We start from the raw sequence: 23,479 nt of genomic DNA, 5'->3' as shown, positions 1-23,479 counted from the left end.
TCGATCGTCCCATCTGAACCGCCGCCCGGATTCGGCAGGATCGCGCAGCGGCCCCACAATGGTCGGATGCTCGGAGTGATCGGCGGCAGCGGTTTCTACTCGTTCTTCGGCCCGGAGGCGCGAAGCATCGGCCTGGACACGCCCTACGGCGCCCCCAGCGCGGCCGTCACGGTCGGCACCGTCGGCGGGCACGAGGTGGCGTTTCTGCCGCGCCACGGCATGAACCATGAGTTCTCGCCGCACACCGTGCCCTACCGGGCCAACATGTGGGCGCTGCGGGCGCTCGGCGTGCGCCGCGTCTTCGGCCCCTGCGCGGTCGGAAGCCTCACGCCGGAGCTGGGGCCCGGTGCCGTCGTCGTCCCGGATCAGCTCGTCGACCGTACGAGCGGCCGGCCTGCCACCTACTTCGACGCGGGCGGCATCCACGTCAGTTTCGCCGACCCGTACTGTCCAGGACTCCGCGCCGCGGCCACGGGTCTTCCCGGGGTCGTCGACGGCGGCACCATGGTGGTGATCGAGGGCCCGCGGTTCTCCACGCGAGCCGAGAGCCAGTGGTACGCGCGGCAGGGCTTCACGCTGATCAACATGACGGGCCACCCCGAGGCCGTTCTGGCTCGTGAGCTCGAAATGTGCTATTCGGCAATCGCTTTGGTGACCGACCTGGATGCCGGGGTGGAGGCGGGGACGGGTGTCAAGGCCGTCGACGTTTTCGCTGAGTTCCAGCGCAACCTGGTGCCGTTCAAGAAGCTCGTGCACGAGGCACTGGACCAGGTGGACGACGAGGAGGCCTGCGCGCACTGTCGGGCGCATGACGGGGTGAAGCTGCCGTTCGAGTTGCCGTAGCGGCGGCGAGATCTGCGGTGGCGACACTGCGGCGGCGAGATCTGCGGCGGCGAAATTGCCTTCTGGGCGGTTGCCACGCATCGACCGCAGCCGTGCCGGCATTCTCGGCGGCGGATCGGGCCGTTGACACCGCCCATTGAGTTTTTGACACCCGTCAAGTCATACTGGCCGGGTGAAGACTCCGATCTGCGATCAATACGGCATCGAGTTCCCCCTGTTCGCCTTCAGCCACTGCCGCGACGTCGTCGCTGCGGTCACGAATGCGGGCGGTTTCGGCGTGCTCGGCGGCACCGCGTACAGCCCTGACCAGCTTGAGCAGGAACTCGCCTGGATCGACTCCGAGGTCAAGGGCAAGCCCTACGGCGTCGACATCATCGTGCCCGCCAAGTTCGAGGGCAAGGGCGAGAACGTGTCGACGACGCAGCTGGCCGACCGCATCCCGGGCGAATTCCGGGAGTTCGTCACCGAACTGCTTGCCGGCCACGACATCCCGGTCGAGGAGAAGAAGCCGCGCCTCGGTGGAAGCGGCCTGTCCGGTGACACCGGTGAGCAGCTTCTGGAGGTCGCGCTGCGGCATCCCATCAAGCTCATGGCCAACGCGCTTGGCGTGCCGCCGGATTACATGATCGAGGCGGGACGCTCCTCAGGTGTGCCCGTGGCCGCGCTGGTGGGCGCCAAGGAACACGCGCTCAAGCAGGTCAAGGCCGGTGTCGACCTCATCATCGCGCAGGGCACCGAGGCCGGCGGACACTGCGGTGAGGTGTCCACCCTGGTGCTGGTGCCCGAGGTGCTCGATGCCCTGGCGAGCGTCGGCAGCGACGTGCCGGTGCTGGCCGCGGGCGGCATCGTCACCGGTAAGCAGATGGCGGCCTGCGTCGCGATGGGCGCCGCGGGCGCCTGGACCGGTTCGGTGTGGCTGACCACAGAGGAGGCCGAGACCGCGCCGGCCACCGTGAAGAAAATGCTTGCGGCCTCCTCCCGCGACACCATCCGGTCGACCGGGCGCACTGGAAAGCCTGCGCGCCAGCTGGTCTCGGACTGGACCAAGGCTTGGGCGCCCACTCCTGGCGGGCATCCGACCCTGCCGCTGCCGCTGCAGAACATGCTCGTCGAGCCCCAGCTGCGCCGCATCGACAAGCTGGCCGCCACCGGCCACGAGGGCGCGCAGGCGCTGGCCACTTACTTCGTGGGCCAGGGCGTCGGCCTGATGAACAAGGTCAAGCCGGCCCGTGAGGTCGTGCTGGAGTTCATCGAGGACTACGTGACCGCCGCCGAGCGGTTGTCCGGTTCGCTCGACGACTGACCGGCTCAGTCGGCGCGCGGAAGCCGGACCTCGAACCGCGCGCCGACGTCGGTGTTGTGCGCGGTGAGCGTGCCGCCGTAGGCCGCCACCAGTCCCGCCGCAATCGCCAGACCCAGTCCGGACCCGCTGGGCAGCGACGAATCCGCCCGCGGCACCCGGGCATTCGAGCCGCGATAGGCGACGTCGAAGACCCGCGCCAGGTCGGCCTCGTCGATGCCGACCCCGGTGTCGTCGACGCGCACCCACACGTCGCCGTCGCGGCCCAGCGACAGCGTCACCGCTCCATCGTCGGGGGTGTGCGCGATCGCGTTGGCGACCAGGTTGGACAGGACCCGGGTCAGGGCCCGATGGCTCCCGATCACGCGGACAGGTTCGGCGGGCAACTGCGTGCGCAAGGCCACCTTCGAGCGCCCGGCCGCGATGCGGTGGGCGGCCACGACGTCATCGACGACCTCGTCGAGTGCGACGGTGTCGAATCGGGTGGTGACCGCGCCCGCGTTGATCTTCGACATCTCGAAGAGGTCCTCCACCATCTCCGACAGCCGGATCGACTCCTGCTCGATGTGTTTGGCGTGGCTGCGGATGTCGTCGTCGGTGACGACGCCGTCGGCGATCGCCTCGGCGACCGCGCGGATCCCGGCCAGCGGGGTGCGCAGGTCGTGGCTCACGAACGCCACCAGTCGGCGCCGTGACTTCTCGGCGGCGCGTTCGGCATCCCGAATCTCCTGCTCCCACACCGTGCGTCGGGCCTGATACCGGCCCAGCATGACGGCCGCGGGAATGGTCACCACAGACACCACCAGAAGGACCACGCTCGTGGACTTCTCGACGCTGCGTTCGAAGCCGGTCATCATGAAACCGTTCGCGCCCAGCACGCCGGTGAACGTCGCGACCAACGGGATGAGCACCAGCACCACCATGCTGGCCGCCAGCGACCAGGACCGGGCCAGCCGGATCGTGACGGCACCGGCCAGCACCACGGGGATGGAGCACGCCAGGGCGATGGCGATGATCTTGATCAGATCACTGGGGATCGTCACCGGGTGGGCTCGGGAGCTGACAGGTCGCGCTGCCACAGATACCCACGGCCCCAGACGGTCTGGATGCGGTGGTGCTCACCGAGTTTCGAGCGCAGACGTTTGACGTGCACCGTCACGGTGGACAGGTCGCCGTAGTCCCAGCGCCACACCTGGCTGAGCAGTTCCTCACGGGTGAAGACCGTGCCGCTGTGGGTCAGGAAGAACAGCAGAAGATCGAACTCGCGGTTGGTCAGGCCGATCGGCCTGCCGTCGACCGTGACGGTGCGGGCCGCGGCCGACACCGTCATGTTGCCGAGCGTGATCTGCGCGGGGTGCGTGCTCGGGGGCGTGCTGGCTCGGCGCAGGACCGAACGCACCCGCAGCGCCAACTCGCGCGGGCTGAAAGGTTTGGTCAGGTAGTCGTCGGCGCCGGCCTCCAGACCCGCGATCCGGTCGTCCTCCTCGCCCAGGGCGGTGAGGAGGATCACGGGCACGCTGTAGTCACCGGCCTGCCGCAGACCGCGGCACAGCGTGATGCCGTTGGGGCCCGGCATCATGACGTCGAGCACCGCGACATCAATGTGCTCACTGCCCAGCAGGCGCAGCGCCTCATGGCCGTCACCGGCCACCGCGACCTCCATACCGTCGCGTTCCAGGTACCGACGGACCATGTCCCGCAGGACTAGGTCGTCGTCGGCGATCAACACGTGTGCCCCCACACCTTGACGGTAGCCTGATTTGGCCGCGCTGAAACCCCATCACCTGCGCCAAGGCCGCGGTTTGGGCTGCCGCGGCCGGGGTGTTACACAGTGGAGCCATGTCCGAAGACCCGTCGCCGCACAATGTGCGACGGGTCGCACAGGTCACGGCACCCATCGGTTTGGCCTTCATTCCGTTGGGGATGGCACTCGGGTTCCTGGTGGTGCACGCGGGCCTGGCGTGGTGGTGGGCGCCGGTGTTCGCGGCTGTGATCTACGCCGGTTCGCTCGAGTTCCTCATGGTGGGTCTGGCCGCGACGGGAGCGCCGGTGGCCGCGGTGGCGCTGACGACCTTCATCGTCAACTCCCGGCACGTGTTCTATGCGCTGTCGTTCCCGCTGCACCGGGTGCGCGGTGTGGCGGCCAGGCTCTACAGCACCTACACGCTGTCGGATGAGGCCTACGCCGTCGGCGTCAGCCCCGAGGCCTCGTCGTGGACCACCCGGCCGATCCTGACGATGCAGGTGCTGCTGCAACTTCTGTGGGTGACGGGTGCGGCGATCGGAGGCGCGCTGGGCGAGGCCCTGCCGATTGAGCGGCTGCAGGGACTGGACTTCGCGCTGACCGCGCTGTTCATCGTGCTGGCCATCGATGCCTACCGGCAGCGCCCCGACCGTCTCACCGCAGTCTCGGCTGCCGTGTGCGCGGGGGCGGCGTGGATCGTCGCGCCGGGACAGCTTCTGGTGTGCGCGTTCGCGGCGTTCACCGCGGTGCTGATCATGCGCTTTGTCGTGGACCGCAGGCGCGATGCCTGACAACGCGCACATCGCGGTCCTGGTGTTGGTGGCCGCGGCGGTCACCTGGGCGCTGCGCGCACTGCCGTTCGCGGTGTTGGCGCCCATGCGGCACAGCGCGGTCGTGAAGTATCTGAGCGTCCACATGCCGGTCGGCGTCATGGTGATGCTGATGGTCTACACGCTGCGCCCCGGTGTGGCTTCCGGCGGGCTGCATCTCGTGTGGCTCGCGATCGCGGTGGTGGTGACCGCGGGTCTGCACATATGGCGTGGGCACGCGCTGCTCAGCATCCTGGCCGGCACCGTCGTCTACGTCGTGCTGATGTCAGCCTTCTGAGCCTGGCGCAAGTTCTGGGCGTTCACCGGCGGGCGCCTGCCCCAGCAGCGCGCCCGTCAGCCCGCCGTCCCGGTGCATCCCGTAGAGCCGCCGCAGGTAGTCCCACTGGCTCGCGTTGGTGTTCTCGGCGCCCGGTGCCACCCCGACGACGGTGCCGTCACCAGGTGCGGCGGGCTCGGTGTGCTGCGGCAGCAGATACGCGTTGTTCCAGGCGTTGAGCGGCGGTGGGGCACCGGGGTCGGCACCAGGCGCGCTCGGAGCCTGCGCCTGGCCCAGCACCATCTCGGCTCCTGCGGTCCCCAGCGGCAGGCCCGCGGGGCCCATGGGGCCGTCGCTCTGGGCCAGCGGGCCATGCCACGTGGCATTCGGGGGCGGGGCGGGCTCGGGTGCTTGGGGTAATTCTGGTGCCGGTGCCGGTGCCGGTACTGGGGTCGGTTCGGCCGCGGCCTGCGGTGCGACGGCAAGACCCGCTGCGACGGCGATCCCGCCAGCGACGATCCGCGTACAACCGGCCATGGCCGACCACGCTAGTACACCGGTCAATAGAGCATGGTGCGCACATTGTCCTCGTCGTAGTAGCGCTCCAACTCGGCGAGGCTCACACCCATCCGCAGTGCGTGGGCCATCTGCGCGACGCTGGGCAGCGCGGTGGGGTTCCACGTGTCGGGCCGCCAGGCGTCGGAACGCAGAAATGCCTTGGCGCAGTGGAAGAACACCTCCTCGACGGCGATCTCAAGGGCCAGGATGGGGCGCTTGCCCTGCACGGTCATGGCGTCGAAATAGTCGGCGTCGGCCACGATGGTCGCGCGCCCGTTGATGCGCAGCGTGTCACCGCGGCCAGGGATCAGGAACAGGGTTCCGACGTGCGGGCGCTGCAGCACGTTGAGATGCCCGTCGACGCGCTTGTTGCCCGGACGTTCGGGAATCGCGATTGTGGTGTCGTCGAGGACATGGACGAAGCCGGCTGGGTCGCCCTTCGGGGACACGTCCACGCGACCCTCGGCGTCGGTCGTGGCGACGAAGCCGAGTGGGGAGTGCGCCAGCCAGTCGCGATGGATGGGGGCCAGCCTGTCGCGGACCTTGTTGGCCACGAACTCGTTCGGATGACCGACGAGGGCGCGCAGTTCTTCGACGGTGTGAATCTCGCGACGCATGCCGCCATCATGCCCGCGGTCAGGCCGTGTTCGGTGGCTCCGTCAGCCGAACCGCTGCACCAGTGCGCGCCGGTCGACCTTGCCGATGCCGCGGCGGGGCAGTTCGTCGACGACGTGCACCTCGCGCGGCGCGGCGGTCCTGTCCAGCGCCAGGCCGACGTGCGCGGCCAGTTCGGTGATCGTCGGTGTGTCGGCGCCGTCGACCAGGGCGATGGCCGCGACCACGCGTTGTCCCAGTCGGTTGTCGGGCACGCCGAAGACCGCGCACTCGGCGATGGCGGGGTGCGTCGCGAGCACGGCCTCGACGAGTTGGGGCAGCACTGTCAGTCCGCCGGTGCTGATCGCGTCGTCGCTTCTGCCCAGCACGCGTAGCACGCCCGAATCATCAAGCGCACCAACGTCATCGGTCCGAAACCAGCCTGGCTCGGCGAAGGGGTCCGGGTCCTGCGGATTGCGGTACCCCTTGGCCAGCGTGGCGCCGCCGAGTTCGATGCGCGAATCGTCCAGGCGGACCTCGACGCCGTCGAGGGGAACGCCGTCGTATACGCATCCGCCCGCGGTCTCGCTCATGCCGTAGGTCCGCACCACCGTGATGCCCGCGGCCGCGGCGCCCTGCAGCACCGGCAGGGGCGCCGGGCCGCCGCCGAGCAGCACGGCATCGAGTTCGGCGAGCGCCTCGGTGGCTGCCGGATCGGTCAGCGTCTTGGCCAGTTGGGTGGCCACCAGCGACGCGTACCGGCGCCCCGAACCCATCGCGCTCACCGCGGCGGGCAGTGCCGTCACGTCGAACCCGTCGGACACGTCGAGTTCGACGGGCACCGTGCCGGCCGTCACGCTGCGGATCAGCACCTGGATCCCGGCGATGTGGTGGGCCGGAAGCGCCAACAGCCAGGTGCCCAGGCCGCCGAGGCGGTCATGCGTCGCCGACGCGCTCGCGACCAGTGCGGCCGCGGTCAGCATCGCGCCCTTCGGGGTTCCGGTGGTTCCCGAGGTGGACACCACCAGTGCGACGTCGTCGTCGATGTCCTCGCCAACGCGCAATGACGTTGTGAGCAGATCACTTTGGCGAAGGTCGCCACCGGGAATCGGCAGCACCGCGCTCGCGGTGCCGTCGAGGACGACGTCGAGTGCGGCCATCATCGGGGACGCCGACGGGCCCGGGGGAACGACCAGTGCGCGTAGCGGGGCTATTCGCTGACCTCCCCGTCTCGGGGATCGTCGAGCGGCCACCCCTTGGCGGCGAGCCGTTCGCGGACGCGTTCGACGTCGATGGCCGACGGCAGTTCGTCGGTGATCCGCATGATGGCGGTGCCGATGTCGATGTCGTCGAATTCCGGGCGACTGGTGAGCTCACGCGCCACGATCTTGACTTCGTCGGTAGTCAACCGGCGCGAGAGCAGCGCCAGCAACGGCAGGTAATCGTTTTGAGGCACGCCCTCGGGGTACCCGGCGCGCAGCCAGGAGACGATGGCGCTGAGAAAACGATTCACGGCGTCGGCTCCTGATAAGTGGTGGCTCGACCAGGATCCTAGTGTGCTGCAACACACCCGGGTTCGCCAGCGAGCGCCAGCGGTCCCCAACGGGTTCCAGACAGAAGATGAACAGTAGATGAACACAGTTACCACCCAGGCAAAGTGCCTGGTCGCTCCGTATTCTGGTGCGTGGCGCGGCTAGGTAAATCGCATGGTGTGGCTACAGAATGAGCACCATGAGCGCCGAGCTGATCATCTTGGTGCTGTTGATCACAACAGCCCTGGCTTTCGACTTCACCAACGGCTTCCATGACACCGGAAACGCCATGGCGACGTCGATCGCAACCCGGGCGCTCAGGCCTAAGACCGCGGTGCTGCTCGCGGGAGTGCTCAACCTCGTGGGCGCATTCCTCTCGGTCGAGGTCGCCGTGACTGTCACGACGTCGGTGCTCAAGATTCAAGACGGCAAAACCGGCTCACTTCTGCCCACCATCGACGCTTCGATGGGTCTGACGATCATCTTCGCCGGCCTGATCGGCGGCATCCTCTGGAACCTGCTCACGTGGCTGTTCGGCATCCCGTCCAGTTCGTCGCACGCGCTCTTCGGCGGTCTGATCGGTGCGGGCCTCGCCGCGATCGGCCTTGCGGGCGTCAACTGGTCCGGCGTCACGCAGAAGGTGCTGATCCCGGCGCTCGCCGCTCCGCTGATCGCAGGCGTCGTCGCGGCCTGCGGCACCTGGATGGTGTACCGCATCACCCGGCGGGTCTCGAAGCGTCAGCGTGAGCAGGGCTTCCGCTGGGGGCAGATCGCGACGGCTTCCCTGGTCGCGTTGTCGCACGGCACCAACGACGCACAGAAGACGATGGGTGTCATCGCGCTCGCGCTGATCACCACCGGCCATCTGACCGGTGACGTCAAGGAGAACGGCCTGCCGTTCTGGGTGATCGCCAGTTGTGCGCTGGCCATCGGCCTGGGCACCTACCTGGGCGGGTGGCGTGTCATCCGCACGCTCGGCAAGGGCCTCGTCGAGATCGAGTCCCCGCAGGGCCTCGCGGCCGAGGCGTCGTCGGCGGCCATCATCCTGAGTTCGAGCGCTGCGGGCATGGCGTTGTCGACGACGCACGTCGCCACCGGTTCGATCCTGGGATCGGGTGTCGGCAAGCCGGGCGCCGAGGTGCGCTGGGCCGTCGCCGGTCGCATGGCGGTTGCATGGCTCGTGACGCTTCCCGCCGCCGGTCTCGTCGGTGCGGTGACGTTCTGGCTCTCGCACGGCATCGCAGGCATCACGTCGCCGCTGATCGGGGACCTGGTGATCTTCAGCATCCTGGTCGGCCTGTCCTACTACATGTGGTGGCGCGCGCAGCAGCAGAAGGTCGACCACACCAACGTCAACGCCGATTGGGACGCCACCACCAATTCGGTGGTGCCCGCGCAGATGCCAGACCTCACTCCAGACCCGACTGTGTCGTCGGTGTCCAGTGACGACACCAAGGCAGGGACCCTCTGATGCCTTACCTCGACAGCATCTTCCGAGTGCTCCTGGTCGGCCTGGTCCTGGGTGCCGGTCTGCCCGCGCTGTTCGCGGTGGGCTTGGTGTCCTACTCGGCCGGGTCCGGTGAGGTCGACGTGGACGGCGCGACGCGGGCACCCAACCCCGCGCTGAAATTCCTCGGTCTGTTGTTGTTCGCATTCGTCGGACTGGTGATTGTCGCGGCGATCCTGTGGATCACGCGCACGACGGTCATTCATCACTTCGACGTCGACTTGTTCCCCTTCGTCCCCAAGAAGTGAGGTCTGCGTGTCTGAAAACTCCAGCGTTCTCGACAACGTCCTGCACTGGCTGCATGACGGTTACCCGCACGGCATCCCGACCAAGGATTACTTCCCGCTGCTGGCGCTGTTGACCCGCACGCTCACCGAAGAAGAGGTCAAACTCGCTGCGCGGGTGGTGCTGCTGCAGAGCGATGCGGATCCGGTCACGCCGGAACAGATCGAGCAGGCCATTCGCGAGGTTGCCGAGAAGGAGCCCAACCCGGAGGAGATCCACCAGGTGGCGGCGCGACTGGCGTCCGTCGGGTGGCCGTTGGCGGCGCCGGCGCGTTAGTCCCGGGTGTCGCGACGCAGCGGATGCGTCTCGGGCACCTGCACAAAGATCAGGTCGACGCCGTCGGGATCGGCGACATGCATCTCGTGCAGTCCCCACGGTTCGCGTCGCGCCTCCCGGGCGATCTCTACGCCTCGCGCTTGGAGTTCGGCCTGCGTGGCGTAGAGGTCACGGACCTGCAACCAGAACGCGCCGGGAAACGGGGGTGCGCCTGCCGGTGGGCCGCCGTGCCCGGCCAGTTCGATCAGCGACTGGCCCGCGTAGAACACCGTGCCGCCGCCGTATTCACGGGCGATCGCCAATCCGATCGTGTCGCGGTAGAAGGCCAGCGACCGCTCGTAGTCCGCCGGCCGGAGCAGCACCCGACTGGCCAGAATCTCCATGGGGGTCAGTCTTGTGGGTGACCACTCGTATTCACGTGCGACACACCGGGATCAGGTCGGTTGGATGCCTTGTCGTTTCATGATGTTCGCCAGCAGACCCGGTGCGACGACGTCGACAGCGCGGGCCGTGACCGCCATCCGCGGAGCGATGCGCACGGGTCGGGTGCGTGCGGCGCGGATCATCCATTCACCCGCCTCCTCGGCGGTCAGCGCGGGCAGACCGTCGTAGGCCTTGGTCGGCGAGATCATCGGCGTCGCGACCAACGGGTAGTACAACGTGGTGGAGTGCACGCCCTTGGGCGCCCACTCCGTTTCGATGACTCGGCTGACCGCCGACAGAGCTGCCTTGGAGGCGTTGTACACCGCGAACAGTGGCGCGGCCTCGTTCATCACACCCCACGTGGCGACGTTGATGATGTGGCCGTCGCCGCGCTCGATCATGCCTGGGGCGAATGCCCGGATGAGGCGCAGTGGTGCGTAGTAGTTCAGTGTCATGGTGCGTTCGACGTCATGCCAGCGGTCCAGCGACTCGGCCATCGGCCTGCGGATCGAACGTCCCGCGTTGTTGATCAGAATATCCACGGCGCCAACGGTTTCCGCGAGCGCGTCGATGGCCTCCAGGTCTGTGAGGTCGCACGCGATGGCCCGCGCCTCGCCGCCGCTCTCCGTGATCCGCGCCGTGACCTCGTCGAGCAGTTCCTGCCGTCGGGCCACCAGGATCACCGACGCGCCCGCCTTGGCGAACTGTTCGGCCGCGGCCGCCCCGATGCCCGACGACGCACCCGTCAGCAGCACTCGTTTCCCACGCAGGTCGATGCGTGTGCCGGTGGGCAGGCTCAGCGGGGGACGCATTCCGGCCATTGCCAGGGAGTCCGTCAGGCGGCGCAGGGGGTTCACGACACTGCACTCTAATTCGCGCACCTGTCAGCCTCCGTGGTCCCTGCCCACCCCTCAGCTTTCGCCGTCCCAGGCCAGCTGCGCCCGTGCCCCCGGCTCCCTCGTTCGCGGCCGGCGTCGACGCCAGTCGACTGCACCTGCGCCGGTGATCCGGACCGTGCGCACCCCCAGTCACCCCGACGGCTCACTCGCCGTCGGGGTCGGGGCCATCGGCACCTGACTGGGGTGGTCCGGGCCGCGCTTCGTTGTCCTCCTTGTAGGGGTTGAGGAGGTTTTCGGGGTGGTGGTGGTCGTTGACCCGTGGTCCACCGTTGTCGAGGTGTGGTGGTGGGATCCATTCGCAGCGGCCGTCATCGCGGATCCGCGTGGCCCAGCCGTCGGGTCCGACTTTGCGGTTGTCGGTCCCGCAGGCCAACGTGAGTTCGTTGACGTTGGTTTCTCCGCCCTCGATCCAGTCTTGGGCGGCGTGATGGACCTGGCATTGGTAGAACGAGGCGGTGCATCCGGGGGCGCTGCAGCCGCGTTCTTTGGAGAACAGGACCAGGCGTTGGGCGGGGGTGGCGATCCGCTTGGCCCGCCCCAGGTAGAGGGCTTGCCCGTCGTCGTCGAACACCGACAGGTAGTGGAAGGCGTGGGAGGCCATCCGGATCAGGTCACGCATCGGCAACAGAGATCCGCCGCCGGTGATCCCGAACCCGGCCCCGGACTGCAGTTCTTTCAAGGTTGTGGTGACGATGACGGTGACGGGCAGGCCGTTGAGTTTCCCGAGTTTCTTCGAAGCCAGGATCATGCGGCCGCCGGCGAGCAGGGCGTCGTGCTGGCGTTGAGCTTTGGTGCGGTGATCGGCCTTGATCTGCGCTTCTGAGGGCCTGCCGGTGACACACGGTGCCTCGTCGTCGGGGTTGCACATCCCGGGTGCGGCGTTTTTCGCCATCACCGGTTCCCAGACCGCCCAGGCTTCCGGGGTGAGGTGTCCACTGACCCGGATGAGCCCGTCAGCACCCTGCTTACCGAAGGTGATCCCTCGGCGGCGTTGGATGTCGGCGTCGTTGAAGGAGCCGTCGGGGTCGAGCCACAGCAGCATCCGGTTCAACGCGGCCCGGAAGTCGGGCACGCCCAGCGTGGAGGCATGCCCGGCCGCCAACTCCTCGGCCGCGACTCGGGCGCTGAGGTCGACGTGGTCGGGCAGGGCTGTGAAGAACTCCCGGATGCTCTTCACGTGTGCGGGCCCCACCCGGCCCTCGGCCACCTGCGCGGCCACATTGGGCATGACCGGGTCCAGCACCTCGCCGGTCATCGCCCGCCGGGGACCCAACGCCTCGGCATCGGCGCCGCGTTGGCGGGCTTCCTCGGCGGAGATTCGCAACCGATGGGTCAGGACCTTGGTGACCTTGTCCCCACCCAATGCTTCGGGGCCGAGTTCCTCCAACTGGGTGATGAGTTTGTGGTCGACCGTCGCGCTGGCCCAGCTCATTTTCTGCAGGCGTTCCATCACCGTGAGCACCTGCTCTGCCGAGAGATCATCGACGGTCGCAGCGACGAGTTGGGCGTGGGTGGCCTCCAGCTCAGAGAGCAGGTCGGTCACCGAAGTCATATTCGAACACTAGTTCGACTTACCGACAAAATTCGTCGAAATGTGGCAGGAGAAACCCAAGGGGCAGAAGGGATTTCAGTGGTTCCGCTGGCGCGATGGATTGCTCATCGTGCGGTGCAGGTTCGTTGTGCGGGCACCAAGGGCGCCTGAACGGCGTTGCTGGCGTGTCGGAACGACACCGGCGGCATGCAGCGCCGACGGGTCACCGGACACGAGGCTGCCGAAACGGACGGACAGCCGAACTTCCACAACCCCTAGAAGTACCGCGGGAACGGATCCCAGTCGGGGTCGCGCTTCTCCAGGAAGGCGTCGCGCCCCTCGACGGCCTCATCGGTCATGTAGGCCAACCGGGTGGCTTCGCCCGCGAACAACTGCTGACCGACCAGACCGTCGTCGAGCAGATTGAACGCGTACTTCAACATGCGTTGTGCCTGAGGCGATTTGCCGTTGATCGCCGCCGCCCACTCCAGCGCGACGTTCTCCAGGTCGGCGTGGTCCACGACCTCGTTCACCGCACCCATGTGGTGCATCTGCTCGGCGGTGTAGGCCTTGCCGAGGAAGAAGATCTCACGCGCGAACTTCTGGCCCACCTGTCGCGCCAGATACGCACTGCCGTAACCGCCGTCGAAACTGCCGACGTCGGCGTCGGTCTGCTTGAACCGGGCATGCTCGCGGCTGGCCAGCGTGAGGTCGCAGACCACGTGCAGCGAGTGCCCGCCACCGGCGGCCCACCCGTTCACCAGGCAGATCACGGGCTTCGGCATGAACCGAATCAGGCGCTGGACCTCAAGAATGTGCAGGCGGCCGGCACGCGCGACGTCGACGGTGTCGGCCGTATCGCCGGAGGCGTACTGATACCCGGTGCGCCCGCGGATGCGCTGATCCCCACCCGAGCAGAACGCCCAGCCGCCGTCCTTGGGCGACGGCCCATTGCCGGTCAGCAGCACGACGCCCACATCGGGGGACATCCGTGCGTGATCCAGCGCGCGGTACAACTCGTCCACCGTGCCGGGGCGAAACGCGTTGCGCACCTCGGGCCGGTTGAAGGCGATGCGCACGGTCGGCTGCAGGCGGCCCGCGCTGTCGACGTGGCGGTGGTAGGTGATGTCGATCAGATCGGCAAACCCGTCCACCGGCCGCCACAGACTGGGATCGAAGGGGTTCTCGCTCACGACATCACACCGTAGTCGGACCGTTGCGGCCTCACTCCAGCGGATCGTCGGGGCGTCGATCCAGCGGATCGAAGCCGTTGCGGCCTCACTCCAGCGGATCGAACCGGAACACCGCGCACCGCCCGGCCAGGGCCTCGTACTCCTCGGGTGCGTCGTCGCTGCTGACCAGACCCGCGTTCTTCATGAACTCCACACCCGTGGGCACCAGGACGGGGAACTGTCGCAGCAGCGGCCGCGCCTCTTCGACCGACATCTCGGTCATGTGCACGCGCTCGTCTCGACGATTCCTGGTCAGGGTGGCGACGGGGTTGGCGCGGGCGTTGCGCACCCAGTCCGCTCCGGGGAATCCGCCGACGACGTAGCGCTGCCCGTCGACGATCATCGGTGTGATCGGCGTCGAGCGGGGCTTGCCGGACTTGCGGCCGACGACCGTCAGCACCATTGGCATCTCTCTGCCGAACGTCGGTAGACCGAGGCGCATGCTGGCGATCAGGACCTTGTTCAGCGGCTTGAGCCACCACGGCGGCCGGATGCGTTCACTCACGAAACGTCCACGCCGTGATGGAGCAGTGCGCGCCGCAGCCCGTCGGGCCTGTCGGCGACGGGCAGCGGATCGACCAGCACGAACTCGCACCCCAGCGCCTGCGCCCCGCCGTCGGCCTCCTCGCTGTCGCCGACCATGATCGCCTCGGCGGGCTCGACCTCAAGGCGCTGCAGCGCGGTCGCGAAGATCTTCGGATCGGGTTTGACGGCGCCCACCTCATACGACAGCACGAACTCATCGACGTGGTCCGTCGCCTCGATCCCCTCAAACGCCGGGCGGACGTCGAAGGCGATGTTGGACACCACCGCGGTCCGGATGCCGGCCTTCGACAGCTTGCGCAGGACGTCTGCGGTGTCGAGGTACGGAGTCCACGACGACGGCGAGATCAGGCGCTGATACAGCGACTCGGCGTGGTGGTCGGTGACGCCGGACTCCCGCAGCACGTGCAGATAAGCCTCGCGGTGCAGGTCCGGCTCGAGGTCGCGGTTGGTCCAGGCGTAGTGCTCGTTGGGTCCCATCGGGACCATATGCCCGGTCGGCGCGGTCATCCTGCGCATCAACTCGGCTTGAACGTGGCCGTCGATCTGCCGGCCGGCCTGGCCCGGCAGCTTGATTCCCTCGAACCAACTGTCCTTCTCCTCCAGGCGGAACAGCGTGCCGGAGAAGTCGAACAGAACGGCTTTGAGACGTCGCAGGGACTGCACGACCTCCATGGTGCCACCGCATCGCTCGCTGGGGAATGTGTGGAAACCGTCGCGAACGGCTACTTATCAGCCATGTCGGTGGTCTACCAACGCGCCGCTGTGGTGATCCCAGCGCACAACGAAGCTGAGCACCTGCCGTTGTGCCTGCGCGCGGTCCTGACCGCTGCTACGCGGGCCTCCCTGCCGGTCTCCGTGGTGGCGGTGCTCGACGACTGCGACGACGGCACGGAGGCGGCCGCGGCCTCATTCGGGTCGGCGGTCGAAGTCGTCATGACGGACGTCGGAAACGTCGGTGCCGCGCGGGCCGCGGGCTTTCACCGCGCGCGCGAACTTCACCCAGGTGGACCCACCTGGTTTGCGACCACCGATGCCGACAGCGTGGTCGACCCGGACTGGCTGGTCCGGCAACTGCGCGCCGACGCCGACATGGTGCTGGGCGTGGTGCGGGTCTCGAACTGGCGCGGGCTGCCCCCCGACGTGGTTCGGCGTTACCTGGCCCGCTACCGCGCGCGCCGACACCCTGACGGGCACGGCCACGTCCACGGCGCGAACATGGGCTTTCGCGCCGATGCGTACTGGGACGTCGGCGGTTTCCGCGCGTTGCCGACGGGGGAGGACGTCGACCTGGTGGACAGGTTCGAGGCCGCGAGCCTGCGGATCCGACGCGACACACGTCTGTCGGTGGCCACCTCGTCGCGACTCACCGGTCGCGCGCCCCGCGGATTCGCCAGGCACCTGCGTGACCTGACCGACGGTTCCCCTGTGAGAGTGAAGGATTCAGTATGACGGCGGGCGTGATCTCGCATTGGCTCGACATCGGTCGGCTTGACCTGCCACTGCCCGCGTCGGGGGCGACCGCGCGGCGCTGGCGACTTCTGACCGAGATGGCCCGCGATGACATCACCGCGGCGCGGATTGCCGAAGCTCATCTCGATGCTGTCGCGATTCTGCACGAACTCGGCGGAAAACCGGTGCAGTTCAATGAAGTGTGGGGCGTGTGGGCGGCCGAGGCTCCCGAGGCGACTCTGGTCGCCGAGGCGACGTCCGACGGCACGTCGCTTCTCAACGGCACCAAGGCGTGGTGTTCGGGAGCGTCGTTCTGCACCAACGCGCTGGTGACGGCCGCCGACGCCGACGGTCAACGGGGTCTGTACGCCGTCACGTTGACGGGCCAGAGTGTCCGCCCGCTGCCGAGCACGTGGGCGAACCCCGGCATGGCCGGAAGTGACACGCGCGCAGTGCAGTTCACCAACACGCCGGCGGTCCCCGTGGGTGAGCCCGGCGACTACCTGAATCGTCCGGGTTTCTGGCACGGCGCCATCGGCGTCGCGGCATGTTGGTTGGGCGGGGCGCAGGCCGTCGCGCAACCTCTGTACGACAGTGTTGCGTCGGGCGCCGCCGACGAGCATGCGCTGGCGCATCTGGGCGCGGTCGATGCGGCGCTGACTGCCGCCGAGGCGGTTCTCGCGATGGCGGCGGCAGAGATCGACGCCGACCCCTTCGACCGTGCTGGACGCGGTGAGATGTTGGCCCGGCGGGTCCGGGCGGTCGCGGAGACCGCGGTGGACGAGGCGATCACGCGCACGGCGCGGGCATTGGGTCCGGTTCCGCTGTGCACGGATGATCGACACGCCCGTCGGGTGGCAGACCTGTCCGTCTACGTGCGACAGAGTCATGCCGAACGTGACCTCGCGGCCCTCGGCGCCCTGGCGGGAACGCACCGATGACGTCGGTGGTCAGCAACTGCGCGCGCTTTGCCGCCATGCCGTTGTCGGAGGGCGGCACCCCGGTTGCGCAGTGGTTGCCCAGGCCGCCGATGCCCGAACTGGACCTCGCGGACTGCCCTGGACTGGTGGTGGTGGCAGCGCATCCCGACGACGAGACGTTGGGGGTGGGTGGCCTGGCCGCGACCCTGACCCAACGCGGTGTCCAGGTCGACGTGGTCTCCGCCAGTGACGGCGGCGCCGCTTACCGCGATCTGTCGGCGTTCGACAGGATTCGTCTCGAGGGTCGTCGCCGCAACGAGATGAATGCAGCGGCACGGCTTCTCGGTGTTCGGCAACCGATTCACCTGGGCTTTCCCGATGGCCGGTTGGACGAGCACACCGACACGCTGACGGAACTGCTCACCCTGATCCTGCTGGACCGCCCCGGGATGTGGTGTGCGGCGACGTGGCGCGGGGACGGACACCCCGACCACGAGGCGGTCGGTGCGAGCGCTGCCGCGGCCGCGCACCGCGCAGGCAACCCGCTCCTGGAGTATCCGATGTGGATGTGGCACTGGGCCAGCCCGGGTGACCCGGATGTGCCGTGGGACAGGGCCCAATCGGTGGCGGTGACCCGCTCGGCGCTGGGCCGGAAACACCATGCCATCAACTGTTTCCGCAGTCAGATGGAACCGCCCGCACCCGGCGTCGAACCCGTGGTGCCACCCTTCGTGCTCCGCCGCCTGCTCGCAGTGGGGGAGGTCGTGTTCCGTTGAGCAGGCTGCCCGACCACTACTTCGATCGCATCTATGCGGCCGCAGAGGACCCCTGGCAGTTGTCCACGCGTTGGTACGAACAGCGCAAGTACGCGATCACCACCGCGATGCTGCCGAACCGGCAGTACCGGCACGCCTTCGAACCGGGCTGTTCCATCGGCACCCTGACCCAGCGCCTCGTCGAGAGGTGCGACCACGTCACCGCGATCGACGTGGCCGAAGGCGCCCTGCAGGTGGCCGACGAGCGGTTGCGCCGACTCAACTGCCGCCATCAGGTAACGCTGGCGCAGGCCTCCCTGGACCAGCCCTGGCCGCAGGGGGCGTTCGATCTGGTGGTGCTCTCCGAGGTCGCGTACTACTTCAACGCCGGTCTGCTGTCGGCGGTGCTGAACCGCGAGTGTGCACGGTTGATGCCCGGTACCACGGTGGTCGCGGCGCACTGGCGACACGAGGTGATCGATTACCCGCTGACCGGTGACATCGCGACCGACATCATCGCCTCGACGCACGGACTGAAGTCGATCGGACGCTACTGCGACCGCGATGTCGTCATCGAGGTGTTCGACACCGGGGTGGGTGCCTCGGTGGCGATGCGGGAGGGTCTTCCCGGCGTGGTCCGGTGATCGGTGCCGTGATCGCAGAATGGCGCGACTTGTGTGCGGTTTGGCATGCAAATCACTTGAAATAGCGACAATTTCGCACAATTTGGCACACGCGGTGACGGGGGATCAGCCCACCGAGCGCGACGCACCCTCCCAGAACCTTGCCCGCACGGCCTTCTTGTCCGGCTTGCCCAGGCCGGTCACCGGCAGCGCGTCGACGACGACGACCTGCTTGGGTGCCTGCACCGAACCCTTGCGGTCCTTGACCTCGGCCTGGATCTCGGCGGTCATGGTCGCGATCGAATCCTCGTCGTGGCGAGCGGCCTCCCGCAGCACGACCACGGCCGTGACGGCCTCGCCCCACTTGTCGTCAGGGGTGCCCACCACGCACACCTGCGCGACGGCGGGATGCTCGGCGATGACGTCCTCGACCTCGCGCGGGTACACGTTGAACCCGCCGGTGACGATCATGTCCTTGACCCGGTCCACGATGAACCAGAACCCGTCGGAGTCCTCGCGGGCCATATCGCCCGTGCGCAGCCAACCGTCGCGGAAGGTCTTCGCGGTCTCCTCGGGAAGCTGCCAGTAGCCGCCCGACAGCAGCGGCCCGGACACGCACACCTCGCCGACCTCGCCCTGCGGCACGGGATTGCCGTCGGCGTCCAGCAGTGCACACCGCGCGAACAGCGTGGGCCGACCGCACGACGTGAGGCGCTGCTCGTCATGGTCCTTCTTGGCCAGGTAGCTGATCGCCATCGGGGCCTCGGACTGCCCGTAGTTCTGCGCGAAGATCTGGCCGAACCGGTCGATGGCCTCGGCCAGGCGGACGGGGTTGATCGCGGACGCGCCGTAGTACACGGTCTCCAGCGACGACAGGTCGCGCGTGCGCGAGTCGGGGTGATCGAGCAGCGCATAGAGCATCGCGGGCACCACGAACGTCGCGGTGATGCGGTGCTCCTCGATGTACTTCAGCGCGGCACCCGGGTCGAACTTCGCCATCACGTGCATCTCGCCGCCCTTGATCAGGGTCGGCAGGAAGTACGCGGCGCCGGCATGCGACAGCGGCGTCAGCATCAGGAAGCGCGGGCTCTCGGGCCATTCCCATTCCGCGAGTTGGATTGTCGTCATCGTGGTGGTGGCCCGGGTGGTCATCATGACGCCCTTGGGCTTGCCCGTCGTGCCACCGGTGTACGACAACCCGTTGACGTGGTCGGGCGACAGATTGGCGGCCACCAGCGGGCGCGGGGCGTACTTGTCGGCCTCGGCCGTGAGGTCCAGAACGGTCACGTTGGCGCCCTCTGCCGCCGTGGCGAGTTCGGCCGGGACGGGGCCGATGGTCAACACCTGCTTGAGGGTGCCGACCTTGCCCAGCAGGCCGATCGCCCGCTCGGTGAAGGCCGGGTTGGGGTCGATGATCAGCGACGTCGCGCCGGAGTCCGACAACACGTAGGCGTGGTCGTCGAGCGAGCCGAGTGGGTGCAGCGCGAGCCGGCGATAGCCCTGCGTCTGGCCGGCGCTGGTGATCATCAGGACTTCGGGGCGGTTGAGCGACAGCAGGCCCGCGGTTTCGCCGGATCCGGCGCCGAGGCCCTCGAACGCCTGCACGTACTGGCTGATCTTCTCGGCCATCTGACCGCCGGTCAGGGTGGTGTCGCCGAGGTGCAGCACGGGCTTGTCCTTGTGCCGCTTCAGCGCACCGATCAGCAGATGACCGGAGTGGACAGGGTGGCGCAGCAGTTCGTCACTCATGCGAACCACACTAGAACGTGTTCCATTTCCAGTACACCTCCGTCAGTTGGCCGCGGCCCAGACGGCCTCGATCTCGGCGGGGTCGGCGTGGCCGCATTCGTCGCGCAGGGCCTGGCCGACGAGCAGCTTTCCCGTGCTGACCAGGTGCACCTCCATGGCCGCCGCGGCCTCGTCGGGCTGTCCACGCAGGAGGGCATCGACGATCGGGGCGTGCTCGGCGTCGATGTCGACGAGTGTTCGTGATTTCTCGGCGGTCGAGGCGCCGAGCAGGCGAGTGGTCTCCCGCAGGCCCCTGACGATCCCGCGGGCGCGGGCGTTGCCCGCGAGTTCCAGGATCAGGTCGTGCAGGCGCTGATCGTGCTGGACGAACGCGCGTTCGTCGCCTGCGGTTGCCGCGGCCCGCATCAGGTCCCGATGCCGCAGCAGTTGGTCGTGCGGGAATCCGGTCGCCGCGACTCGGCGCACCGCCGGCAACTCCAGTGCCAGGCGCACCGCGAAGATGTCGGCGATGTCGGCCGCACGGGGCAGCAGGATCCGAAAACCCTGCCTCGCTTGGAATTCGACCAGTCCGACCTCTTCGAGGCGAAGGAGTGCCTCACGCACCGGGGTGCGGGACACGCCCAAGGACTCGGCGAGTTGGTAGACCGAGTAGCGCACATTCGGCGTCATCCGGCCGTCGTCGATCGCCGCCCGTACGGCAGCGACGACAGCCTCCATGCGTCGCCCGTCAGGGGGGAGGGTCTGCGGGTCGGGTAGTCCCATCGCCACGGTGTGAACGTAGCATGCCACGAGGTGTAGCATGCTAGAAATGGATCGAGCAGCGCTGGCAGGTCTGTTGCGCCGCGCCGGGGTGTCCGATGTGCGCGACGACGGCACCACCCGCGCCGCCTATTCCGGCGACGCCTCGCTGTACCGCGTCCCGCCCCTTGTGGTCGCGCGACCCCGGCACGTCGATGAGATCGCGGCCGCGCTCCAGGTGTGCCGCGCCGAGGGGGTGCCGTTGACCGCGCGCGGTGCGGGCACCTCGATTGCGGGCAACGCGGTGGGTACGGGCCTGGTGCTCGACTTCAGCGCGCACCTGCGCCGCGTGCTGTCGATCGATCCCGACGCCGCGACGGCCGTCGTGGAACCCGGTGTGGTGCAGGAGGATCTGCAGCACGCCGCCAAACCCTATGGGCTGCGGTTCGGTCCGGACCCCTCGTCGTCGTCCCGGTGCACGATCGGCGGCATGATCGGCAACAACGCCTGCGGCACCCGCGCGCTGGGATATGGCCGCACCAGCGACAACGTCGTGAGCGTGCGGGGCATCACGGGCGCGGGCGCACCGTTGGACGACGAGTCCATGCTGGCCGATCTGCGCCGCGTGACCACCGCCGGACTGGGCACGATCCGCACCGAGATGGGCAGATTCTCCCGGCAGGTCTCGGGTTACGCCCTGGAGAACCTGTTGCCCGAGAACGGCTTCGATGTCGCAAGGATGCTCGTCGGCAGCGAGGGCACCCTCGGTGTCCTGACTCAGGCGACCGTGCGACTGGTCAGCGACCCGGCGCACCGCGTCCTGGTGGTGCTGGGCTACCCGGACATCGCGCAGGCCGGTGACGCAGTCGTCGCGGTGCTCACGCACGGGCCGACGGCATGCGAGGGCATCGACTCGCGGATCGTCGATGTGCTGCGCGAACGCCGGGGGCCCCAGGCGGTTCCACCGCTGCCCGCAGGCGCGGCCTGGCTGTTCGTGGAGATCGCGGGCCAGGACCTCGGCGACACCCTGGCCCGGGCCCAAGCCCTGGCGGCCGACTGCGGCGCGGTGGAGTCCCGCGTGGTCACCGACACCGCGCAGGCAGCGCAGCTGTGGCGGATCCGGGCCGACGGCGCCGGGCTGTCGAGTCGCAGTCCCGCGGGACTGCCGGCGCACGCCGGATGGGAGGACGCCGCGGTGCCGCCGCAACGCCTCGGCGCCTATCTGCGCGAGTTCGACGCCCTGATGGCCGAATACGGGCTGACGGGCCTGCCCTATGGCCACTTCGGCGACGGCTGCCTGCACATCCGCATCGACTTCCCGCTGCAGAAACCCGGCGGCACCGCGATGTTCCGGGAGTTCCTGACCGCCGCGGCCACACATGTCGCCGGGTTCGGCGGGTCGCTGTCGGGCGAGCACGGTGACGGCCGGGCCCGCAGCGAACTGCTGCCGATGATGTACTCACCGGACGCCATCGCGCTGTTCGAGGCGGTCAAGGACGTCTTCGACCCGCAGAACCTGCTCAACCCGGGCGTGCTGGTCCGCCCGAATCCGCTCGACGCCGACCTGCGTGAACCCGCCGCACCCGTTATCCGCCGCGATCTGGCGCTGGCCTATCGCCATGACGGCGGCGACTTCACGCAGGCCGTGCACCGCTGCACCGGAGTGGGGAAGTGTCGGGCCGACAACAGCGGCACCGGCGGTGTGATGTGCCCGTCGTATCAGGCCACCCGCGAGGAGAAGGACTCCACGCGGGGTCGCGCCAGGGTGCTGCAGGAGATGGTCAACGGCACAGTGGTGACGGGCGGGTGGCGCTCACCCGAGGTGCATGAGGCGCTGGATCTGTGCCTGTCGTGCAAGGGCTGCCTGTCGGACTGCCCGACCGGGGTCGACATGGCGTCGTTCAAAGCCGAAGTGCTGCATCAGAGTTACCGCGGCAGAAGGCGTCCCGCCGCACACTATTCGCTGGGCTGGCTGCCGCGATGGGCGCGTGCGGCGAGTCGCGCGCCGCGCCTGGCCAACGCCGCGACCCGGTGGCCCGGAGCGGCCAGGCTCGGAATGTCGATGGCCGGTGTGGATTCCCGCCGCGCCGTCCCGCAGTTCGCACCGCAGACCTTCCGCACCTGGTTCGACCGGAGACCACGCACCACGGGTGACCCGGTGCTGCTGTTCATCGACACGTTCACCAACCACTTCACCCCCGAGGTCGGCCAGGCCGCCGTCGCGGTGCTGGAGAACGCCGGCTATGCCCCCGAACTGACGGACCGGCAGCAGTGCTGCGGGCTCACCTGGATCTCCACCGGCCAACTCGATGCGGCCAAGAAGATCCTTGGCCGCACGGTCTCGGCGCTGTCGGAACGTCCCATCCCGATCGTCGGCCTCGAACCGTCCTGCACCGCGGTGTTGCGCTCGGACGCCGCCGAACTCGTCGGCGCCGCGGCCGACGAGGTGGCCGGACGCACCCAGACGCTCGCCGAACTGCTCACCGCACGGGGCTGGGAGCCGCCGTCGTTGACGGGGCAGTCCGTGGTGGCTCAGCCGCACTGTCATCACCATGCTGTGATGGGTTGGTCCGTCGATGCGCAACTGCTCAAGCGGGCCGGGGCCGACGTGCAGCGGTTGAGCGGATGCTGCGGCCTGGCAGGCAATTTCGGCGTGGAGAAGGGCCATTACGACGTGTCGGTCGCGATCGCCGATCTGCAGTTGCGGCCCGCGGTCGCCGCGGCGCCGCCGGAGGCGACGATCCTGGCCGACGGGTATTCGTGCCGCACGCAGGTGGCTGATCTGACCGACCGGCGCGGCACCCACCTGGCGCAACTGCTGGCCGCCGCGCTCTGAGGCGGGCCGCGAAGCCGAGCCACCCGAACCCCATTCGCAGCCCACCAAGACAT

Annotated in this window: 26 protein-coding genes; 12 read left to right on the top strand and 14 right to left on the bottom strand. The window is 68.5% G+C overall.

The window, feature by feature from the left end; all coding sequences use genetic code 11:
* Positions 1-66: 66 nt before the first annotated feature.
* On the top strand, positions 67-843 hold the full coding sequence (locus G6N34_RS19835; protein ID WP_085156183.1) for an S-methyl-5'-thioadenosine phosphorylase: 777 nt from the start codon (positions 67-69) through the stop codon (positions 841-843).
* Between the two features lie 172 nt (positions 844-1,015).
* Positions 1,016-2,146, top strand: coding sequence for a nitronate monooxygenase (locus G6N34_RS19830; RefSeq protein ID WP_085156187.1), 1,131 nt, complete (start codon positions 1,016-1,018; stop codon positions 2,144-2,146).
* A gap of 5 nt (positions 2,147-2,151) precedes the next feature.
* Here the strand turns inward: G6N34_RS19830 and G6N34_RS19825 are convergent, their stop codons facing one another.
* Both G6N34_RS19825 and G6N34_RS19820 read right to left on the bottom strand, forming a co-directional pair.
* The gene (locus G6N34_RS19825; RefSeq protein ID WP_085156254.1) at positions 2,152-3,180 is read right to left on the bottom strand and encodes a sensor histidine kinase; all 1,029 of its coding nucleotides are present in this window, start codon (positions 3,178-3,180) and stop codon (positions 2,152-2,154) included.
* A 2-nt stretch (positions 3,181-3,182) separates the two neighbouring features.
* Entirely contained in the window at positions 3,183-3,884 is a 702-nt protein-coding gene (locus tag G6N34_RS19820; RefSeq protein WP_109788670.1) for a response regulator transcription factor, read from the bottom strand.
* 98 nt (positions 3,885-3,982) lie between these two features.
* On the opposite strand from G6N34_RS19820, the gene G6N34_RS19815 reads away from it, so the two are divergent.
* The gene (locus G6N34_RS19815; protein WP_085156194.1) at positions 3,983-4,678 is read left to right on the top strand and encodes an AzlC family ABC transporter permease; all 696 of its coding nucleotides are present in this window, start codon (positions 3,983-3,985) and stop codon (positions 4,676-4,678) included.
* Positions 4,671-4,994: a branched-chain amino acid transport AzlD family protein gene (locus G6N34_RS19810; RefSeq protein WP_085156197.1), complete on the top strand. Its 324-nt coding sequence runs from the start codon at positions 4,671-4,673 to the stop codon at positions 4,992-4,994. Before G6N34_RS19815 ends, G6N34_RS19810 begins: the two co-directional genes overlap by 8 nt.
* On the opposite strand, the gene G6N34_RS19805 is transcribed toward G6N34_RS19810, so the two are convergent.
* The 4 genes from G6N34_RS19805 to G6N34_RS19790 are packed head-to-tail and all read right to left on the bottom strand — an operon-like array spanning position 4,983 to position 7,638.
* A complete protein-coding gene (locus G6N34_RS19805) occupies positions 4,983-5,510 on the bottom strand; it encodes a hypothetical protein (protein ID WP_085156200.1) in 528 nt (175 codons plus the stop codon). The genes G6N34_RS19810 and G6N34_RS19805 overlap by 12 nt on opposite strands.
* Positions 5,511-5,533: 23 nt before the next feature.
* Positions 5,534-6,148, bottom strand: a complete 615-nt coding sequence (locus G6N34_RS19800) for a pyridoxamine 5'-phosphate oxidase family protein (RefSeq protein WP_085156203.1) — start codon at positions 6,146-6,148, stop codon at positions 5,534-5,536.
* Between the two features lie 42 nt (positions 6,149-6,190).
* Complete coding sequence (menE, locus tag G6N34_RS19795; RefSeq protein ID WP_085156258.1) at positions 6,191-7,285, bottom strand: o-succinylbenzoate--CoA ligase; 1,095 nt, start codon at positions 7,283-7,285, stop codon at positions 6,191-6,193.
* Positions 7,286-7,335: 50 nt separating this feature from the next.
* Entirely contained in the window at positions 7,336-7,638 is a 303-nt protein-coding gene (locus G6N34_RS19790; protein WP_085156206.1) for a DUF3349 domain-containing protein, read from the bottom strand.
* Positions 7,639-7,856: 218 nt separating this feature from the next.
* On the opposite strand from G6N34_RS19790, the gene G6N34_RS19785 reads away from it, so the two are divergent.
* Genes G6N34_RS19785 through G6N34_RS19775 form a run of 3 tightly spaced genes read left to right on the top strand, consistent with a single transcriptional unit; the run spans position 7,857 to position 9,725 of the window.
* Entirely contained in the window at positions 7,857-9,128 is a 1,272-nt protein-coding gene (locus G6N34_RS19785; RefSeq protein ID WP_085156261.1) for an inorganic phosphate transporter, read from the top strand.
* Positions 9,128-9,412: a hypothetical protein gene (locus tag G6N34_RS19780; protein WP_085156209.1), complete on the top strand. Its 285-nt coding sequence runs from the start codon at positions 9,128-9,130 to the stop codon at positions 9,410-9,412. The genes G6N34_RS19785 and G6N34_RS19780 overlap by 1 nt, the downstream gene beginning before the upstream one ends.
* A gap of 7 nt (positions 9,413-9,419) precedes the next feature.
* Positions 9,420-9,725, top strand: coding sequence for a DUF3349 domain-containing protein (locus G6N34_RS19775; protein WP_085156212.1), 306 nt, complete (start codon positions 9,420-9,422; stop codon positions 9,723-9,725).
* On the opposite strand, the gene G6N34_RS19770 is transcribed toward G6N34_RS19775, so the two are convergent.
* The 6 genes from G6N34_RS19770 to G6N34_RS19745 all read right to left on the bottom strand — a co-directional run bounded on the left by G6N34_RS19770 (position 9,722) and on the right by G6N34_RS19745 (position 15,028).
* Positions 9,722-10,108: a VOC family protein gene (locus G6N34_RS19770; protein ID WP_085156215.1), complete on the bottom strand. Its 387-nt coding sequence runs from the start codon at positions 10,106-10,108 to the stop codon at positions 9,722-9,724. The genes G6N34_RS19775 and G6N34_RS19770 overlap by 4 nt on opposite strands.
* Positions 10,109-10,159: 51 nt before the next feature.
* Positions 10,160-11,005, bottom strand: coding sequence for an SDR family oxidoreductase (locus G6N34_RS19765; RefSeq protein ID WP_085156218.1), 846 nt, complete (start codon positions 11,003-11,005; stop codon positions 10,160-10,162).
* Between the two features lie 184 nt (positions 11,006-11,189).
* Positions 11,190-12,599: an HNH endonuclease signature motif containing protein gene (locus G6N34_RS19760; protein WP_163645453.1), complete on the bottom strand. Its 1,410-nt coding sequence runs from the start codon at positions 12,597-12,599 to the stop codon at positions 11,190-11,192.
* 254 nt (positions 12,600-12,853) lie between these two features.
* Positions 12,854-13,771 (bottom strand): 1,4-dihydroxy-2-naphthoyl-CoA synthase, encoded by a 918-nt coding sequence (locus G6N34_RS19755; protein ID WP_085149905.1) that lies wholly within the window; start codon positions 13,769-13,771, stop codon positions 12,854-12,856.
* Positions 13,772-13,856: 85 nt separating this feature from the next.
* Positions 13,857-14,315, bottom strand: a complete 459-nt coding sequence (locus G6N34_RS19750) for a nitroreductase family deazaflavin-dependent oxidoreductase (RefSeq protein ID WP_234812768.1) — start codon at positions 14,313-14,315, stop codon at positions 13,857-13,859.
* The gene (locus tag G6N34_RS19745; protein WP_085149903.1) at positions 14,312-15,028 is read right to left on the bottom strand and encodes an HAD family hydrolase; all 717 of its coding nucleotides are present in this window, start codon (positions 15,026-15,028) and stop codon (positions 14,312-14,314) included. The genes G6N34_RS19750 and G6N34_RS19745 overlap by 4 nt, the downstream gene beginning before the upstream one ends.
* Positions 15,029-15,091: 63 nt before the next feature.
* Here G6N34_RS19745 and G6N34_RS19740 point away from each other — a divergent pair, with 63 nt between their 5' ends.
* The 4 genes from G6N34_RS19740 to G6N34_RS19725 are packed head-to-tail and all read left to right on the top strand — an operon-like array spanning position 15,092 to position 18,124.
* Entirely contained in the window at positions 15,092-15,805 is a 714-nt protein-coding gene (locus G6N34_RS19740; protein ID WP_085149901.1) for a glycosyltransferase family 2 protein, read from the top strand.
* On the top strand, positions 15,802-16,746 hold the full coding sequence (locus tag G6N34_RS19735; RefSeq protein ID WP_085149899.1) for an acyl-CoA dehydrogenase family protein: 945 nt from the start codon (positions 15,802-15,804) through the stop codon (positions 16,744-16,746). Before G6N34_RS19740 ends, G6N34_RS19735 begins: the two co-directional genes overlap by 4 nt.
* Entirely contained in the window at positions 16,743-17,501 is a 759-nt protein-coding gene (locus G6N34_RS19730; RefSeq protein ID WP_085149898.1) for a PIG-L deacetylase family protein, read from the top strand. Before G6N34_RS19735 ends, G6N34_RS19730 begins: the two co-directional genes overlap by 4 nt.
* Positions 17,498-18,124, top strand: a complete 627-nt coding sequence (locus G6N34_RS19725) for a class I SAM-dependent methyltransferase (RefSeq protein ID WP_234812767.1) — start codon at positions 17,498-17,500, stop codon at positions 18,122-18,124. Before G6N34_RS19730 ends, G6N34_RS19725 begins: the two co-directional genes overlap by 4 nt.
* A gap of 105 nt (positions 18,125-18,229) precedes the next feature.
* Here G6N34_RS19725 and fadD8 read toward each other — a convergent pair whose 3' ends face one another.
* Positions 18,230-19,852 carry a fatty-acid--CoA ligase FadD8 gene (gene fadD8 / locus G6N34_RS19720; RefSeq protein ID WP_085150133.1) on the bottom strand — a complete coding sequence of 541 codons (1,623 nt, stop codon included), beginning with the start codon at positions 19,850-19,852 and terminating at the stop codon, positions 18,230-18,232.
* A 42-nt stretch (positions 19,853-19,894) separates the two neighbouring features.
* Positions 19,895-20,614 (bottom strand): GntR family transcriptional regulator, encoded by a 720-nt coding sequence (locus G6N34_RS19715; protein WP_165763639.1) that lies wholly within the window; start codon positions 20,612-20,614, stop codon positions 19,895-19,897.
* A gap of 37 nt (positions 20,615-20,651) precedes the next feature.
* Here G6N34_RS19715 and G6N34_RS19710 point away from each other — a divergent pair, with 37 nt between their 5' ends.
* The gene (locus G6N34_RS19710) at positions 20,652-23,426 is read left to right on the top strand and encodes an FAD-binding and (Fe-S)-binding domain-containing protein (protein WP_085149894.1); all 2,775 of its coding nucleotides are present in this window, start codon (positions 20,652-20,654) and stop codon (positions 23,424-23,426) included.
* Positions 23,427-23,479: the final 53 nt, after the last annotated feature.

Origin of the sequence: Mycolicibacterium confluentis (assembly GCF_010729895.1) — a bacterium.
GTDB lineage: Bacteria > Actinomycetota > Actinomycetes > Mycobacteriales > Mycobacteriaceae > Mycobacterium > Mycobacterium confluentis.
This window is presented reverse-complemented; position numbering and strand designations above follow the sequence as displayed.